Below are 15,448 nucleotides of genomic sequence, written 5' to 3'. Positions count from 1 at the left end.
AACTGCGATGGCTTCCCACCGGTTTCCTGTCCGTTGTCGCAGCGCCTCTCCTGCGCTCGACCGGACACGGCGGTCGCGCACAGCTGCGTTCCCCAAGGGGTTGGGCGGGCCTTGTCACCCGCCCGGCCGCTTCGGGTTAAGGTATCGGGCCCCACAACCCAAGGGACCGGCATGACACGACTTGCCTTCATCGGCGGCGGCAACATGGCGCGCAGCCTGATCGGCGGCCTGCTCAAGACCGGCGCCTCGGCCTCGTCCATCCGCGTGGCCGAGCCGCAGGCGCAGGCGCGCGAGGCGCTCGCCCGCGAGTTCGGCGTGACGACCTTCGCCGAGAACCGGCTGGCCGCCGAAGACGCGGAAATCCTGCTGCTGGCGGTCAAGCCGCAGATCATGCCGGCGTTGCAGGCGGAACTGCGCGACGTGCTGCAGCGCCAGCGCCCGCTGGTGATCTCGATCGCCGCCGGGGTACGGCTGGACCAGCTCGAACGCTGGTTCGGCGCCCACCTGCCGATCGTGCGCTGCATGCCCAACACGCCTTCGTTGATCGGCGCGGGCGCGACCGGCCTGTGCGCCAACGCCCGGGTCAGCCCGCCGCAGAAGGCGCAGGCGCAGCACATCCTCGACGCAGTCGGCATCACCCGCTGGATCGACGACGAGGCGCTGATGGACACGGTGACCGGCCTGTCCGGCTCCGGCCCGGCCTACTTTTTCGCACTGGTCGAGGCGCTGGAGGACGCCGCGGTCGCGCAGGGCCTTCCCCGCGAGACCGCCCGCGCCCTGGCCGCGCAGACCTGTCTGGGCGCCGGCCGGATGCTGGTGGAGAGCGGCGAAGCGCCGGGCGAGCTGCGGCGGCGGGTGACCTCGCCCAACGGCACCACCCAGGCGGCGCTGGAAAGCTTCGCCGCCGACGGCCTGCCGCGCATCGCCGCCCGCGCCGTGGCCGCCGCCACCCGCCGTGGAGCGGAGCTGGCTGACGAACTGGATGCCAAGGAGCCACGCCCGTGATCTACCTGCTGAACGCGCTTTCGCTGCTGCTGGAAATCGCCTTCGATGTGATCGCCACGCTGTTCGTGCTGAGGCTGCTGGCCGAAGCCGGACGTGCCGACTTCCGCAATCCCATCAGCCAGTTTGTTTACCGCTACACCAACCCGGTACTGGCGCCGATCCGGCGCGTGCTGCCGAACTGGCGCCGGCTCAACCTGGCCGCGCTGCTGGTCTGCTACCTGGTGATGCTCATCAAGCGCGTGGTGCTGTTCGCGCTGGTCGGCACCTTGCCGCACGTGGCCGGCCTGCTGGTGCTGGCGCTGGCCGACCTGCTCGACTTCGTGCTGCTGTTCTACCTGGTGCTGGTGTTCGGCTGGTCGCTGCTGAGCATGTTCGCCGCAGACACCTACCATCCCGTGCTTCGACTGGTGGAGGGCATCGTCGACCCGCTGCTCAAGCCACTGCGCGGCAAGCTGGTGGTGGGCATGCTCGACTTCTCACCGGCAGTGGTGATGATCGGCCTGCTGCTCGCCCGCATCCTCATCGCGGCGCCGCTGTTCGACTGGGGCAACCAGCTGGCGCGCGGGTTCTAGGCATCCAGTCCACTGAAAGAGCGCACTTGTGCGGGACCGTGAGGTGCACGGTCGCGCACATGCGCTCCTACACGGCGCGGCGAGCCCAGGCTGCGATGATGCGGTCCATTTCGGCCAGCCCATCGAACAGCGCCGCCGGCCCGGGTTGCAGGATGATCGGCGACTTGACCTCGTGCAGCTCGCCGTCGCGCACCGCCGGAATCGCATCCCAACCTGGCCGTGCCGCGACCTTCTCCGGCCGGAAGCGCTTGCCGCACCAGGAGCCGAGGATGATGTCGGGCGCGCGGCGCACGACTTCCGCGCCATCGGCCAGGATCCGCTGCTTCGCCAGCGGCTCCCGCGCCAGTTCGGGAAACGCGTCCTCGCCGCCGGCGATACCGATCAGCTCCGCCACCCAGCGGATCCCGGTGATAATCGGCTCGTCCCATTCCTCGAAGTACACCTTTGGCCGGCGCGGCAGCTGTGCCGCGGCCGCACGCACCTGCGCGATGTGCGCCTCCGCGCGGGCCGCGTAGGCCTCCGCCTTTTCGTGGGCCCCGACCATCGCCCCCAGCCGGCGAATGTAGGCCAGGATCCCGTCCACGCTGCGGTGGTTGCTGATCCACACCTCCACGCCCGCCTTGATGAGCTCGCGCGCGATGTCCGCCTGGATGTCGGAAAAGCCGATCGCCAGGTCCGGCTCCAGCCTCAGGATCTCGCCGATCTTCGCGCTGGTGAATGCCGAGACCTTGGGCTTTTCCTTGCGCGCCCGCGGCGGTCGCACGGTAAAGCCGGAAATGCCGACGATGCGGTGCTCCTCGCCCAGCGCGTAGAGCACTTCGGTCGGCTCTTCGGTCAGGCAGACGATGCGCTGCGGGAAGCCGTCCATCAATGGCCCAGCACGGTCACCGAGACCCGGCGCTGGTGCGGCTCGCGGCGGTGTTCCCACAGGTAGATGCCCTGCCAAGTGCCCAGCTGCGGCTTGCCGCCGTGCACCGGCACGGTGAGGCTCACGCCGGTGAGGATCGAGCGCACGTGGGCCGGCATGTCGTCCGGGCCCTCGGCGTCGTGCTCGAACAATGGCTCGCCATCGGGAACGACGCGCGAAAACCAGCGCTCCAGGTCGTCGCGCACGGTCGGGTCGGCGTTCTCGCAAATCAGCAGCGAGCAGCTGGTGTGCAGGACGAAGACATGGGCGATGCCCGTCTGCACGTGGCTGGCGGCGATCGCCTCGGCCACCTTGACGGTGATTTCGCAAAAGCCACGGCCACGCGTGTGCACGGAGAAACCGTTCTGGCCGACGTGCGGCGCGGGCTGGGCGTGGCTCACGGATAGAGCAGCCGGCTGGTCCAGGTCTGGCCGTGGCGGCTCCAGCGCACACGCTCGTGCAGGCGGAACTGTGCGCCGTACCAGAACTCGATCATGTCCGGCTCCACCACGAAGCCGCCCCAGTGCGGCGGGCGCGGCACGTCGCGTCCCTCGTATTCCTTCTCGCAACGGGCGAAGCGCTGCTCGAACGTTTCGCGATCCGGCAGCGTCTGCGACTGCAACGACGCCCAGGCGCCGATCTGGCTACCGCGCGCGCGGCTGGCGAAATAGGCGTCCGACTCCTCCGCCAGCAGCTTGCGTGCCGCGCCCTCGACGCGCACCTGCACGCCCTGGCGCAGGTGCTTCCAGTGGAAGTTGAGCGCGACCTGCGGATGCGCGTCGAGCTGCACGCCCTTGTCGCTTTCGTAGTTGGTGAAGAAGCGGAAGCCGCGCTCGTCGGCGCCCTTGAGCAGCACGATGCGCGAGCTGACCCGACCGGCCGCATCGGCGGTCGCCAGGTTCATCGCGGTGGGTTCGGGGTCGCCGCCGGTGGTGGCCTCGTCGAGCAGGCCGCGGAAGGTGTCCAGGATCTCGCGTTTGAGCATGACTCTTGCATCGTGGCGGCGCCGCGCCATCATGCGCGGATGACCAACGATGCTAGCACGCAGAACGTCGCCCTCGCCGGCCACCTTCTGGATCACTATGCCGGCCGCATTGCGCGTTCACGCCGCCCCTACATCCTGGGCCTGTCCGGCCTGCAGGGCAGTGGCAAAAGCACGCTCGCGCGGGTGATGAAGGCCGAGGCGGAGAGCCGCGGCTGGCCGACCGACGTGCTCACGCTGGACGACTTCTACTACCCACGCAGCGAACGCGAGACGCTGGCGCGCGAGGTGCATCCGCTGCTGCGCACGCGCGGCGTGCCGGGCACGCACGAGATCGAGCTGCTGCTCTCGGTGCTGGCCGCGCTGCCGCAGGCCTCGGAGAAGCTGCCGGTGACCTGGCCGCGCTTCGACAAGGGCCGCGATACCCGCGTACCGCCGTCGCGCTGGCCCAAGGTCGCGCGCCCGCCGAAGCTGGTGATCCTGGAAGGCTGGGCGCTGGGCCTGCGACCACAGTTGCAGGCGGCGCTGGAAACGCCAGTCAACGCGCTCGAACGCGACGATGACCCGGACTGCCGCTGGCGCCATTGGGTGAACAAGCAGCTGCGCGCCTACCAGCCGCTGTGGCGCAAACTCGATGCGCTGATCGTGCTGCAGGCGCCGAGCTGGGACGTCGTGCGTCGCTGGCGTGGCGAACAGGAAGAAGCGCTGCTGGCGCGCAAGGCGCCGCTGGCGATGGACGCCGAAGCGATGGTGCGTTTCCTCGCGCACTTCGAACGCCTCAGCCGCCACGCGCTCACCACCCTGCCCGCGCTGGCCGACAGCGTGGTCGAGTATGACGACGACCGCCACGTCACGGGTCTCGCCCACGCCTGATGATTGTCGGCCCTCACTTCCTTCGGGAGAAGATCGGGGCGATGGGCCCTGCTTGCGACGAACCAACGCCAGGGCGATGGTTGCCTCCTTCCCCGCGAGCCCCAGCCCCTCACCTCGGTCCTCTCCCCGGAGGGGAGAGGAAGACAAGCACCGCCATCCGTGTTGCCGCATCGCGCTGCGCCACCGGACTCCCTCTCCCCTTCGGGGAGAGGGTTGGGGTGAGGGGCCATTCTTGCGACGAACCAACGCCAGAGCGATGGCTGCCTCCTTCCCCGCGAGCCCCAGCCCCTCACCTCGGTCCTCTCCCCGGAGGGGAGAGGAAGACAAGCACCGCCATCCGTGTTGCCGCATCGCGCTGCGTCACCTGACTCCCTCTCCCCTCCGGGAGAGGGTTGGGGTGAGGGGCCATTCTTGCGACGAACCAACGCCAGGGCGATGGCTTCTCTCCTTCCCCGCGAGTCCCAGCCCCGCACCTCGGTCCTCTCCCCATAGCGGAGAGGGAGAGGAAGAGGCATCCGTGTTGCCGCATCGCGTTGCGTCGCCGGACTCCCTCTCCCCTTCGGGGGGAGGGTTGGGGTGAGGGGCCATTCTTGCGACAAACCAACGCCAGAGCGTTGATTTCCCTCCTTTTCCCGCGAACCCCAACCTCTCACCTATTTCTCATCCCGGGAGGAAGATGAAGACAAGCCATCACATCGCCAGCAGCGCCGCATAGCCCAACCGCGCATCCGGCCAGCGAGGCACGAACCCGCTTGCCCGCAGCCGCGCGTTGCTGAGCCGCTTGCTGCCCACCCCGGCCGGCGCCGGACCGTCGGGCGGAGGCGGTGCGCCCACCAGTCCGGCCAGGTGGTCGTACAGGACGTCCAGGGGTAGCGGCGTGTCGTCCACGCCCAGGTAAAGCGGGTCGGCGTCGGGCAACAACAGCAGATGGGCGATGGCGGATGCCGCATCGTCGACGTGGATGCGGTTGGCCCAGTGCGCCTGCTCCCGCGGCACGCGTGCCAGCCCCGCCCGCAGTCGCTCGATCAGCTGGAGCCGTCCCGGCCCGTACAGGCCGGCCAGCCGCAGTACGGTGGACTGCACCGGCGCGTCCGCAAGCCAGCGCTCCGCCTCCAGCAGCACGCTGCCGTTGAACCCCGGTGGACGGGCAGGCGTGTCCTCGTCCACCCAGTCGCCGGCATGGTCGCCGTAGACCGCGCTGGAGGAGACGAACAGCACACGCCGCAACGTTGTCTGGTCGAGCGCCGCAAGCAGGGCGCGCAACCCCGTCAGGAAGACTGCTTCATACGCAGCCCGATCGCGTGCGTCGGGCGCCGGCAGGTAGACCAGCCGGGTGACGCCGCCGGGGAGTGCATCCAGCGTGGCGGGCGCGGCGAGGTCGCCGGCGAGCCAGTGGATACCGTCGTCGCTGCCCGCCGGAGGACGCCGACGCAGGGCATGCACCTCGTGCCCCTGCGCGCGCAGTTGGCGGGCCACGCGCAGCCCCACGTCGCCACAGCCGGCCAGCAAGACGCGTTCGTCCGTGGTTGCTAGCATGCGCGGATGAACCCCTCCTGCAACCTGTTCCTGATCGGCCCGACCGGTGCCGGCAAGACGTCGATCGGTCGACGTCTCGCCGCGCATTATGGCCTGCCGTTCCTGGATCTGGACCTGGAGATCGAGCGCCACTGTGGCGTGGACGTGCGTTGCGTGTTCGAGATCGAGGGCGAGGCGGGTTTCCGCCAGCGCGAGAGCGCGCTGCTCGATGCGCTCAGCGCACGCGCCGGCGTGCTGCTGGCCACCGGCGCCGGCGCCGTGCTGGACCCGGCCAACCGCCGTCGCCTGGCCGAACGAGGGTTTGTGCTGTGGCTGGACACCACGGTGGAGCAACAGCTCGAACGCCTGGCGCGCGACACCAAACGGCCTCTTCTGACGGGCGAAGACCGCCGCGGCAAGCTCGAAGCCATGGCGCAGCTCCGTGGCCCGCTCTACCGCGAGATCGCCGACCTGCGCCTGCCGGGCGAACACGAAGGCGTAGCGACCGCGAGCGAGCGTTGCATCGCCCTGCTCGAACAGCATTGGCAACGGCAACAGGCGGCATGAACGAATCAGACGTCCAGACGATCGAGGTCGCGCTCGGCGCGCGGCGCTACCCGGTATGGATCGGCCGCGGACTGCTCGGCGACAGTGCCCGCTGGCGTGCGCGCCTGCGCGGCCGCCATGCCCTGGTGGTCAGCAACACCACGGTGGCGCCGCTCTACCTCGAGCGGATCGCCCAGGGGCTCGATGGATTGCACTGGTCGAGCTTCCTCCTCGATGACGGCGAAGCGCACAAGACCTTCGGCAATGTCGGGCGCGCACTGGAAGCCCTCGCCACATCAGGCGCCACACGCGACGCCTGCGTGATCGCGCTAGGCGGCGGCGTGGTCGGCGACCTGGCCGGTTTCGCCGCGGCCTGCTGGATGCGCGGCATCGATTTCATCCAAATGCCGACCACGCTGCTGGCGATGGTCGACTCCTCGGTCGGCGGCAAGACCGGCGTGAACCTGCCCGCCGGCAAGAATCTCGTCGGCGCCTTTCATCAGCCGCGCGCGGTGGTGGCTGACATCGACACCCTGGCCACCCTGCCCGACCGCGAATACCGCGCGGGCCTGGCCGAGGTGGTGAAGGGAGCGGCGATCGGCGACGCGACGTTTTTTGCCTGGCTGGAGGCAAACACCGATGCCCTCGTCCGCCGCCACACGACCACGCTCGTCGAAGCCATCGCACGCAAGGTCCGCTACAAGGCGGGCGTGGTCGCGCGCGACGAAACCGAACAGGGCGAACGTGCGCTGCTGAATCTGGGCCACACCTTCGGACATGCGCTGGAAACCGCGGGCAATTACACCGCACTGTTGCACGGTGAGGCGGTGGCCATCGGCATGCTGCTGGCCGCGCGGCTGTCCGAGCGGCTAGGGATGAGCGAGGCGCCCGACACCGCTCGCCTGCAGCAGCTGCTCGACCGTCTCGGTTTGCCGGTGGCCCGGCCTGCCGGCATGGCGCCGGAGCAACTGTTGGCGCTGATGCGTCTGGACAAGAAGAACACCGCCGGCACGCTGCGGCTGATCCTGTGGCGCGGCATCGGCAAGGCGCAGATCGTGACGGGCGTCGAGGAAACCGCCGTGTTGGAGACGCTGGCCGAAGCCACCTCCGTCAACGCAGCATCCGGCCGCGCGACCGCTTCGTAGGGCGGGCTTCAGCCCAGCGCACCTCCTTGCAAGCCACGATGGTGGGCTGAAGCCCAGCCTGCGGCACGCGGCCACGCGCCTCGCCAGCATCGCCATGGCCCTCTAGAATGTGCCTCTTGCGGCGCCCCTGCCGCACCATCACGGATACCATGCGCCTCTACCTGCAAACCATGCCCGCCTCGGCCGAGGCGCCGCGTTACGTGCAGATCGTGCTCGAGCAGGATCTGCTCGGCGGCTGGACGCTGTACCGCGAGAGCGGCACGCAGGGCGGCAAGGCCACGCTCAAGCGCGAGCAGTTCCTCGAGCGCGACGCGGCCATCGCGGCGTTCGAGAAGACGCGCGACGCACAGTTGAAGCGCGGCTTCCGCGTGATGTTCGCCCAGGGCCTGGATGGCCCGCACGGACGCTGACATGACCGCTCCGCTGAAGAACGACCGCTTCCTGCGCGCGCTGCGCCGGGAGCCCACCGACACCACGCCGATCTGGGTGATGCGCCAGGCCGGCCGCTACCTGCCCGAGTACCGCGCCACGCGCGAGCGCGCCGGCAGCTTCATGGGCCTGGCGCAGAACCCCGAGTTCGCCTGCGAGGTGACGCTGCAGCCGCTGGAGCGCTTCGATCTCGACGCGGCGATCCTGTTTTCCGACATCCTCACCATTCCCGACGCGATGGGCCTGGGCCTGTCATTCGCACAGGGCGAGGGCCCGCAGTTCGCGCGTCCCGTGCGCAGTGCCGCCGACATTGCACGGCTGGCGGTACCCGACATGGACGGCGAGCTGCGCTACGTGATGGACGCGGTGCGGCTGATCCGCCGCGAGCTCGACGGGCGCGTGCCGCTGATCGGCTTCTCCGGCAGCCCGTGGACGCTGGCCTGCTACATGGTCGAAGGCCACGGCTCGCGCGACTTCGCCACGCTCAAGGCGATGTGCTGGAACGAGCCGACGCTCGCCCACCGGCTGCTCGACACGCTGGCGCGCTCGGTCGCGGCCTACCTACGGGCACAGGCTGCCGCCGGCGCGCAGGCCTTGATGATCTTCGACACCTGGGGCGGCCTGCTCGGTCCGGCGCCGTTCGGCGAGTTTTCGCTGCGCTACATGAGCCAGGTGGTCTGCGCGTTGCAGGCCGATCCGGTTGCCCGCGAGCTGCCGGTCATCCTGTTCTCCAAGGGCGCGCACCTGCACCTGGTCGAGATGGCCGCTTCCGGCTGCGCCGCGCTCGGCGTGGACTGGACCATCGACCTGGGCGATGCGCGGCGTGCCGTGGCAGGCAAGGTTGCCCTGCAGGGCAACCTCGACCCGGCCGTGTTGCGCTCGAACCCGCAGGTCATCCGTCGCGAGGCCCGCGCCGTGATGGACAGCTACGGCAACCACCCCGGCCACGTCTTCAACCTCGGCCACGGCATCACGCCGGAAGTCGAACCGGAACACGTCAAGGTGCTGGTCGACGAAGTCCACGCGTACGGTCGCCAGTTGCGCGCGGGCTAGCGATGGCCTGGCTGATTGCCAAGTACCTGGTCACCGCCGCGGTAGTGGTGCTGGTCTCCGAGGCGGCCAAGCGCAGCGACCGGCTCGGCGGCCTGCTCGGTGCGCTGCCGATGGTGACGTTGCTGGCGCTGATCTGGCTCTACCTGGAGCACCAGCCGGCGCAGAAGATCGCCAACCACGCCTGGTACACCTTCTGGTACGTGCTGCCCACGCTGCCGATGTTCCTGGTTTTCCCGGCCCTGCTCCCCCGGCTGGGGTTCTGGTTCACCCTGCTCGCCTGCGCCCTGATCACGGTGGCGTGCTTCGGCCTGTTCGCGCTGGCGATGCGGCGGTTCGGGATCGAATTGCTCTGATACCCGCGACGGCCGGTTAGCACACCCCCGCTTGCCCTGTCCATACCTCAGGCGCATAGTGGGGCCGCCGGCGTCTGGCCGGTCGGCAAAAAGGCATGGGGGTGCCGTTATGTCGCGAGTCAATCCTTTCAGTGCGTCGGGCTCGGTCACGAGCGAATCGTCGGCACCATCGAAGCCATACGTTTTCCGCTCTCCGAACTCACTCGGCAACGGGGTCCGGGGCGTGGTCGGGGCGTTCGTCCTGCTTACGCTGGCGGTTCTGGGCGTGATGGCCTACGGGCTGCAACTGCTCCAGCAGGGCATCGACAGCGGGATCACCACGGCATTGCAGGACAAGCTGGCGGGGGCCGGCTGGCTGCAATTGAACCTGTTCCGCCTGCAACTGGTGCTCATGCTGGCCTGCTACATCTGGGCCGGCTTCTGGGTGTACCGGGCGGCCTGCAACGTGCGGGCGCTGGGGGCCCGGGGCCTGGACGATTCGCCCGGCTGGGCGGTCGGCTGGTATGCGGTGCCGGTCATGAACCTGGTGCGACCGCTGCGCGCGATGACCCAGATCTGGCTGGGGTCGGAGGCGCCCGCCCGCTGGCAGAAACTGGGCACGCCCTCGCTGCTGCGCGTCTGGTGGGTGTTCTGGATCGCGGGCAACTTTTCCTACTGGTTCGTCACGCAGTACCTGCGCCCCGAGCACACGTTCGAGGGACTGCACACCCAGCAGGTGCTGCTGCTCTGCGGACAGGGTCTGAACCTGTGCGCGGCGGCCCTGTTCCTGCTGGTGGTAGCGCGCCTGACCCGCATGCAACTGCAGCAGCACGAGCAACAGCAAGCCGCTCCGGTGATGCCGGCGACCTCTCTGGCTGACGCCTTCGTGGTCTGACGGTGCCTGCCCGCGATGTCGACCCTGGCCGCGCCCGGCCAGGGTCGCGCGGGCATGCGGATGATCACCGACCGACCCGTTGGTTGGGCGATACCGTCATCGCGGCAAGCGGCGCATGGCCTCGTCATAGGCGGCGTTGATCTCCTTCGCCCGCTTTTCGGCCAGGCGCTGGATGTCTTCGCCCAGCCTCGCCACCTTGTCGGGGTGGTACTGGCCGATGCGCCGCCGATAACCCTGCTCGATTTCCTCGCGGCTGGCCGACTCGGGAACACCGAGGATGTCGAACCACGGCTGCGCGTCGATGCTTTCGCTGCGATCGTCGCTCCACACCGGCCCCTGCCCGGGGCCGCGGAACGGCTGGCGTGCGGACGCGGCCGGTACCTTTCCGCGCATGAAGAAACTCACCAGGCCGTAGCCCACGACCAGGCCCAGCAGGACCACGACCCATTCAGACCGCATCGTCGGCAAACCTTCGATAGAACGCCATCGCCCCGCGCAACGCACCTTCCTGGTCGCCTCCCGCCTGGGCGAAGGTGAGGCTCGTGGCGATGCGCGACTGCACCACGCGGGCAAGGGACACGCTCGCGCCCGCGCCGGCCGTGTCCGAGAGCACCGCGCGCAGGTCCAGCCGACGGCTGTGCTCCAGGCTGATCTTGCGGAGCAGGTTGAGCGCAAACGGCGGACAGAGCAACGCGTCCCACGCCAGCGACCATAACTGCCTGTTCGTCAGAGCCAGTCGCCGACGCCGGGCGACGACCACCCCCAGCGCGGCCAGGATGGAGCCATACATGGCCACCAGCCAGGCCAGCAGGGCGGCATGGCTGCCCGACAGCCACAGGCATCCGGGCAGGCCGACGAAGAAGAGCGCAAGCAACCACAGGCTCCACGGCGCAAGCACGGACAATCGCCCCGCCAGGCGCCGCAGGCTTGCCACGCCACCACCCGCATCCGGCTTCGGTGCGGCGAGCCAGCTCAGCCGGTAGAGCGGCCGATGCGGCGTCAGGGGGTTGGGTACGAACAGCAGGCGACCGCCCAGTTCGAGGACCAGCCCGCCGGCCACGATACCGCCCTTGCGGGTCTCGAAGGCGACCTCGTCGTGGTACAGCAGCAGGGCGGAGTCGTACAGGTACAGCAGCACGATCCCGCCCAGCAGCGCGGGCAGCCCCACGTCCATGTCAGGCGCCTTGCCTGCGCTTGAACAGCGATTTGAGCCAGGCACCCAGGGCAATGAATCCCGCCACCACGAATTTCCAGGCCGCCGCCAGAAACCCGCCGATGACCGTGAACAGGCCTTTCTTGGCGGCCACGGCCGCCGCGCCGCCGGTGATCAGCGCGGCCAGGCCGTACTCGGCCACACGGTCGCCGGAGCGGTACTCGGCATAGGTTTCGCCGGGGACGAAGCCGAAGCCCGGCAGCTTGCTCTTGAAGTCGGCGACAGCGCCGGTCAGCTTGTCGGCATCCGTAATCACCACCACGTCCATCACACCCAGGCGGCCCAGCAGGCGGGTGTTGTAGTTCACCACCTCTTCGTCGCTCTGCGAGCTGCTGGCCCGGATCGCCCACGCCAGCGACTTGATCTGCGGGTCGTACTGGGGCTTCAGGCCCCAACCGGTGATGTGCAACTGGGCCCAGCCGCGTTTCGCCCGCTCGCGGTTGCCCTCTTCGGTCCCTTCCCTGACCGAGCTCAAGATGGCGTCGGCGTCGAGATCCTCGTTGTCCTGCACGTAACCGATGTCCTCGTAGGAGAACATCGCGACCCAGTTCAGATCGGTCGGCGCCAGCGTGTAGGTCGGCGTCGGATCAGGCAGGTTGTGCATCAGCTCGTTGAAGCGCTCGGTAGCCTTCGCGTCGAGGAAGGCGTAGCCCTCGGGCACGTCGAGCGTCGCGTGGCTGCCAACCTGCACCTTGGTCGGGCCCATTTGCCACGGCAGTTCGGCGACCGGGCTCTGCTGGCCGTGACTGCGTGTAGCGGCAACGAGAAGCAGCAGTCCCGCGACTGCCGCGCGTATTCCTTTCATAAAGCCCCCTGTGTCGTGCCTGACTGAATGCGTTCCCCTTCGCAGGAGGCGACAGGCATCCTGCCCCTGCCGAGCGGCAGCTTACCCAACGCGCGGCGCTTGCGCAGCACCGGAGATACCGGCCGGCTTGGGCCGTTCGCGCCAGCCCCTTACAATGGTCCGTTCAGCCTTCCCTTACACGCGCGCACTCGGCGCGCCCATGGCGAGCCCACGATGGACAAGAGTTTCGAACCCGGTCAGATCGAATCGAAGTGGTACGCGCACTGGGAACAGCGCAATGCATTCAAGCCCACCGGCCAGGGCGAGCCCTATTGCATCCTGCTGCCGCCGCCGAACGTGACCGGCACGTTGCACATGGGTCATGCGTTCCAGCAGACCGTGATGGACATGCTGGTCCGCTACCAGCGCATGCGCGGCATGAACACGCTCTGGCAGGTCGGCACCGACCACGCCGGTATCGCCACGCAGAAGATTGTCGAGAACCAGCTCGCCGCCGAAGGCAAAAGCCGCCACGACCTGGGTCGCGAACCGTTCGTCGAACGCGTATGGCAGTGGAAGGAGGAATCGGGCTCCACCATCACCAACCAGATGCGCCGGCTTGGCGTGGCGGCTGACTGGTCGCGCGAGCGCTTCACGATGGACGAGGGCCTCTCGGCGGCGGTGCGCAAAGTGTTCGTCCAGTGGTATCGGGACGGGCTGATCTACCGCGGCAACCGGTTGGTGAACTGGGACCCCGCGCTGGGCACCGCGGTGTCGGACCTTGAGGTCAACAATGTCGAGCGCGACGGCCACATGTGGTCGATCCGCTACATGACCGCCGATGGCGCCGGTTCGGTGGTGGTCGCCACGACCCGTCCGGAAACCATGCTGGGCGACGTCGCGGTGGCGGTGCATCCACAGGACGAGCGCTACGCGCATCTGATCGGTTCCATGTTGCACCTGCCACTGTCCGGCCGTGAGATTCCGGTCATCGCCGACGACTACGTCGATCGCGAATTCGGCACCGGCTGCGTGAAGATCACCCCGGCGCACGATTTCAACGATTACGCCATCGGCCAGCGCCACAAGCTGGAGCCGATCAACATCTTCACGCTCGACGCCAGGGTCAACGACAACGCGCCGGAGAAATACCGCGGACTGGATCGCTACGAGGCGCGCAAGGCGGTGCTGGCCGACCTGGAGGCCGCCGGCCTGCTGGTCGAGGCCAAGCCGCACAAGCTGCAGGTACCCGTGAGCCAGCGTTCGGATGCAGTGATCGAGCCGATGCTCACCGACCAGTGGTTCGTCGACCTGACCTCCGAGGTTCTTGCCGATGGCCGCCCCGGTGGGCGTACCGCGATCACCGCTCCGGCGCTCGAAGCCGTGCGTTCGGGCACGATCCGCTTCGTCCCGGAGAACTGGACCACCACCTACACGCAGTGGCTGGAGAACATCCAGGACTGGTGCATCAGCCGACAGCTCTGGTGGGGCCATCGCATCCCGGCCTGGTACGACGAGGCCGGCAACATCTTCGTCGGCGAGGACGAGCACGACGCACGACGCCACGCCACCACCGAACCGGTGGGTGAACTGCGCCAGGACGAGGACGTGCTCGACACCTGGTTCTCCTCCGCGCTGTGGCCCTTCTCCACGCTGGGCTGGCCGATGCAGGGGCCGGTGAAGAACGAGCGCGGCGAGGTGGTCGCGAACTGGGAGCAGGACAAACTGTTCCTGCCCAGCGCGGTGCTGGTCACCGGCTTCGACATCATCTTCTTCTGGGTCGCCCGCATGGTGATGGCGACCCTGTATTTCACGAAGCAGGTGCCCTTCCGCGAGGTTTACATCAACGCCATCGTGCGCGATGCCGAAGGCCAGAAGATGTCTAAGTCCAAGGGCAACACGCTCGACCCGCTGGACCTGATCGACGGCATCGCGCTTGAGCCGCTGGTGGAGAAATCCACCCGCTCGCTGCTGATTCCGCAGGTGCGCGAGAAGGTCGACAAGCGCATCCGCAAGGACTACCCGCAAGGCATCCCCGCGATCGGTACCGACGCGCTGCGTTTCACCTTCGCTGCGCTGGCCAGCTACAGCCGCACCATCAACTTCGACATCAAGCGCGCCGAGGGCTACAAGGCGTTCTGCAACAAGCTGTGGAACGCGGCGCGATTCGTGCTGATGAACCTTCCCGAGGGCGAAGTTCCGGCGCCAGCGGAATGGCCGGCCACCGAGGCCGAGCGCTGGATCCTCACCCGCCTCAAGCAGACGCTGACCGAAGTCGAGGAACACTTCGCCACTTATCGCTTCGATCTGCTGGCGCAGGCGCTCTACGAGTTTGTCTGGAACGAGTACTGCGACTGGTTCCTCGAGCTGTCCAAGCCGGCGCTCAACGGCGAGGACGCGCAGGCCGCCGCATCCACCCGCCACACGCTGCTGGTGGTGCTGGAGACCGTGCTACGCGCACTGCACCCGGTCATTCCGTTCATTACCGAGGAGATCTGGCAGGCGGTGGCGCCGCGGCTGGGCATCGGCGCGTCCAGCATCATGGATCGGCCGTGGCCGAAGGCCGCCGCACTGCCCGCGGACGCGGCCGCAAGCGCCGAGATCGAGTGGGTCAAGTCGGTGCTTTCGGGTATCCGCCGCATCCGATCGGAAATGAACATCGCGCCCGGCAAGACCATTCCGCTGTTGTTTGCCGATGGCGAGACGCTGGATCGCTCACGGGTGGGCAAGTTCGCCGCGCCGATCGCCTTCCTCGCGCGCACCGACGCGCCACGGTGGATCGAGCCGGGCGCCGACGAGCCGGCCGCCGCCGCGGCGGTGGTCGGCAGCCTGCGCGTGCTGATCCCACTGGCCGGGCTGATCGATCTCACCGCCGAAAAGGCGCGCCTGGCCAAGGAGATCGCGCGCATCGAAGGCGAGATCAAGAAGTGCGAGGGCAAGCTGGGCAACGCCAACTTCGTGGCCAACGCGCCGGCCGAGGTAGTGGCGCAGGAGCGCCAGCGCATCGTCGACTGGGGCACCCAGCTCGAAGCATTGCGGGAGCAGGCACGCAAACTCGGCTGAGGCCGCACGTGATTCCGTAGGTGGGCATCAGCCCACCCTCGGCATCGGAACCGGTGGGCTGAAGCCCGCCCACCGCCGCGCCTTGAAACGCCCGGCTCGTGCCCACCACGGCGGCCGGGTTTGACGGACGGAGC

Annotated in this window: 17 protein-coding genes; 10 read left to right on the top strand and 7 right to left on the bottom strand. The window is 68.5% G+C overall.

The features are described from left to right. Positions 1-171 precede the first annotated feature (171 nt). Both proC and J7I44_RS09960 read left to right on the top strand, forming a co-directional pair. Positions 172-1,005: a pyrroline-5-carboxylate reductase gene (gene proC / locus J7I44_RS09965; protein ID WP_209619740.1), complete on the top strand. Its 834-nt coding sequence runs from the start codon at positions 172-174 to the stop codon at positions 1,003-1,005. After that, positions 1,002-1,577, top strand: a complete 576-nt coding sequence (locus tag J7I44_RS09960; RefSeq protein WP_209619737.1) for a YggT family protein — start codon at positions 1,002-1,004, stop codon at positions 1,575-1,577. Before proC ends, J7I44_RS09960 begins: the two co-directional genes overlap by 4 nt. 67 nt (positions 1,578-1,644) lie before the next feature. On the opposite strand, the gene J7I44_RS09955 is transcribed toward J7I44_RS09960, so the two are convergent. Genes J7I44_RS09955 through pdxH form a run of 3 tightly spaced genes read right to left on the bottom strand, consistent with a single transcriptional unit; the run spans position 1,645 to position 3,469 of the window. Then, positions 1,645-2,445: an ABC transporter substrate-binding protein gene (locus J7I44_RS09955; RefSeq protein WP_209619734.1), complete on the bottom strand. Its 801-nt coding sequence runs from the start codon at positions 2,443-2,445 to the stop codon at positions 1,645-1,647. After that, positions 2,445-2,885 (bottom strand): secondary thiamine-phosphate synthase enzyme YjbQ, encoded by a 441-nt coding sequence (locus J7I44_RS09950; RefSeq protein ID WP_209619730.1) that lies wholly within the window; start codon positions 2,883-2,885, stop codon positions 2,445-2,447. The genes J7I44_RS09955 and J7I44_RS09950 overlap by 1 nt, the downstream gene beginning before the upstream one ends. After that, entirely contained in the window at positions 2,882-3,469 is a 588-nt protein-coding gene (gene pdxH / locus J7I44_RS09945) for a pyridoxamine 5'-phosphate oxidase (protein ID WP_209619727.1), read from the bottom strand. The genes J7I44_RS09950 and pdxH overlap by 4 nt, the downstream gene beginning before the upstream one ends. Before the next feature lie 39 nt (positions 3,470-3,508). Here pdxH and J7I44_RS09940 point away from each other — a divergent pair, with 39 nt between their 5' ends. Beyond that, the gene (locus tag J7I44_RS09940; protein ID WP_209619724.1) at positions 3,509-4,339 is read left to right on the top strand and encodes a hypothetical protein; all 831 of its coding nucleotides are present in this window, start codon (positions 3,509-3,511) and stop codon (positions 4,337-4,339) included. Between the two features lie 690 nt (positions 4,340-5,029). Here the strand turns inward: J7I44_RS09940 and J7I44_RS09935 are convergent. Then, positions 5,030-5,875 (bottom strand): NAD-dependent epimerase/dehydratase family protein, encoded by an 846-nt coding sequence (locus tag J7I44_RS09935; RefSeq protein ID WP_209619722.1) that lies wholly within the window; start codon positions 5,873-5,875, stop codon positions 5,030-5,032. A 6-nt stretch (positions 5,876-5,881) separates the two neighbouring features. On the opposite strand from J7I44_RS09935, the gene J7I44_RS09930 reads away from it, so the two are divergent. The 6 genes from J7I44_RS09930 to J7I44_RS09905 all read left to right on the top strand — a co-directional run bounded on the left by J7I44_RS09930 (position 5,882) and on the right by J7I44_RS09905 (position 10,254). Continuing rightward, on the top strand, positions 5,882-6,421 hold the full coding sequence (locus tag J7I44_RS09930; RefSeq protein ID WP_209619719.1) for a shikimate kinase: 540 nt from the start codon (positions 5,882-5,884) through the stop codon (positions 6,419-6,421). Then, positions 6,418-7,545 carry a 3-dehydroquinate synthase gene (aroB, locus tag J7I44_RS09925; protein ID WP_209619716.1) on the top strand — a complete coding sequence of 376 codons (1,128 nt, stop codon included), beginning with the start codon at positions 6,418-6,420 and terminating at the stop codon, positions 7,543-7,545. Before J7I44_RS09930 ends, aroB begins: the two co-directional genes overlap by 4 nt. A gap of 149 nt (positions 7,546-7,694) precedes the next feature. Then, the gene (locus tag J7I44_RS09920; RefSeq protein WP_209619713.1) at positions 7,695-7,955 is read left to right on the top strand and encodes a WGR domain-containing protein; all 261 of its coding nucleotides are present in this window, start codon (positions 7,695-7,697) and stop codon (positions 7,953-7,955) included. A gap of 1 nt (position 7,956) precedes the next feature. Next, complete coding sequence (gene hemE / locus J7I44_RS09915) at positions 7,957-9,027, top strand: uroporphyrinogen decarboxylase (RefSeq protein ID WP_245188088.1); 1,071 nt, start codon at positions 7,957-7,959, stop codon at positions 9,025-9,027. Between the two features lie 2 nt (positions 9,028-9,029). Beyond that, a complete protein-coding gene (locus tag J7I44_RS09910) occupies positions 9,030-9,380 on the top strand; it encodes a DUF3147 family protein (protein ID WP_209619697.1) in 351 nt (116 codons plus the stop codon). A 223-nt stretch (positions 9,381-9,603) separates the two neighbouring features. Beyond that, positions 9,604-10,254 carry a DUF4328 domain-containing protein gene (locus tag J7I44_RS09905; RefSeq protein WP_209619695.1) on the top strand — a complete coding sequence of 217 codons (651 nt, stop codon included), beginning with the start codon at positions 9,604-9,606 and terminating at the stop codon, positions 10,252-10,254. Between the two features lie 96 nt (positions 10,255-10,350). Here the strand turns inward: J7I44_RS09905 and J7I44_RS09900 are convergent, their stop codons facing one another. From J7I44_RS09900 to J7I44_RS09890, 3 genes are read right to left on the bottom strand one after another with little or no spacing between them, the layout of a single operon-like run. Next, complete coding sequence (locus J7I44_RS09900) at positions 10,351-10,713, bottom strand: J domain-containing protein (protein WP_209619693.1); 363 nt, start codon at positions 10,711-10,713, stop codon at positions 10,351-10,353. Beyond that, positions 10,703-11,428, bottom strand: a complete 726-nt coding sequence (locus J7I44_RS09895; RefSeq protein WP_209619691.1) for a hypothetical protein — start codon at positions 11,426-11,428, stop codon at positions 10,703-10,705. Before J7I44_RS09895 ends, J7I44_RS09900 begins: the two co-directional genes overlap by 11 nt. Position 11,429: 1 nt before the next feature. Beyond that, complete coding sequence (locus J7I44_RS09890) at positions 11,430-12,272, bottom strand: DUF2167 domain-containing protein (protein WP_209619689.1); 843 nt, start codon at positions 12,270-12,272, stop codon at positions 11,430-11,432. A gap of 213 nt (positions 12,273-12,485) precedes the next feature. Between J7I44_RS09890 and J7I44_RS09885 the strand changes: the two genes are divergently transcribed. Continuing rightward, positions 12,486-15,314 carry a valine--tRNA ligase gene (locus J7I44_RS09885; protein WP_209619687.1) on the top strand — a complete coding sequence of 943 codons (2,829 nt, stop codon included), beginning with the start codon at positions 12,486-12,488 and terminating at the stop codon, positions 15,312-15,314. Positions 15,315-15,448 lie beyond the last annotated feature (134 nt).

This window comes from Frateuria flava, from assembly GCF_017837635.1.
Taxonomy (GTDB): Bacteria; Pseudomonadota; Gammaproteobacteria; order Xanthomonadales; family Rhodanobacteraceae; genus Frateuria_A; species Frateuria_A flava.
The sequence above is the reverse complement of the archived record's forward strand: the minus strand, read 5'-3'. Positions and strand labels throughout refer to the sequence as shown.

Bases quoted from the DNA above. Each gene is read 5' to 3' on its own strand.
- J7I44_RS09930 (WP_209619719.1), top strand. From the start codon at position 5,882: ATGAACCCCTCCTGCAACCTGTTCCTGATCGGCCCGACCGGTGCCGGC.
- J7I44_RS09885 (WP_209619687.1), top strand. From the start codon at position 12,486: ATGGACAAGAGTTTCGAACCCGGTCAGATCGAATCGAAGTGGTACGCG.
- J7I44_RS09935 (WP_209619722.1), bottom strand. From the start codon at position 5,875: ATGCTAGCAACCACGGACGAACGCGTCTTGCTGGCCGGCTGTGGCGAC.
- J7I44_RS09910 (WP_209619697.1), top strand. From the start codon at position 9,030: ATGGCCTGGCTGATTGCCAAGTACCTGGTCACCGCCGCGGTAGTGGTG.
- J7I44_RS09955 (WP_209619734.1), bottom strand. From the start codon at position 2,445: ATGGACGGCTTCCCGCAGCGCATCGTCTGCCTGACCGAAGAGCCGACC.
- J7I44_RS09940 (WP_209619724.1), top strand. From the start codon at position 3,509: ATGACCAACGATGCTAGCACGCAGAACGTCGCCCTCGCCGGCCACCTT.
- aroB (WP_209619716.1), top strand. From the start codon at position 6,418: ATGAACGAATCAGACGTCCAGACGATCGAGGTCGCGCTCGGCGCGCGG.
- proC (WP_209619740.1), top strand. From the start codon at position 172: ATGACACGACTTGCCTTCATCGGCGGCGGCAACATGGCGCGCAGCCTG.
- J7I44_RS09890 (WP_209619689.1), bottom strand. From the start codon at position 12,272: ATGAAAGGAATACGCGCGGCAGTCGCGGGACTGCTGCTTCTCGTTGCC.
- J7I44_RS09895 (WP_209619691.1), bottom strand. From the start codon at position 11,428: ATGGACGTGGGGCTGCCCGCGCTGCTGGGCGGGATCGTGCTGCTGTAC.
- pdxH (WP_209619727.1), bottom strand. From the start codon at position 3,469: ATGCTCAAACGCGAGATCCTGGACACCTTCCGCGGCCTGCTCGACGAG.
- hemE (WP_245188088.1), top strand. From the start codon at position 7,957: ATGACCGCTCCGCTGAAGAACGACCGCTTCCTGCGCGCGCTGCGCCGG.
- J7I44_RS09900 (WP_209619693.1), bottom strand. From the start codon at position 10,713: ATGCGGTCTGAATGGGTCGTGGTCCTGCTGGGCCTGGTCGTGGGCTAC.
- J7I44_RS09920 (WP_209619713.1), top strand. From the start codon at position 7,695: ATGCGCCTCTACCTGCAAACCATGCCCGCCTCGGCCGAGGCGCCGCGT.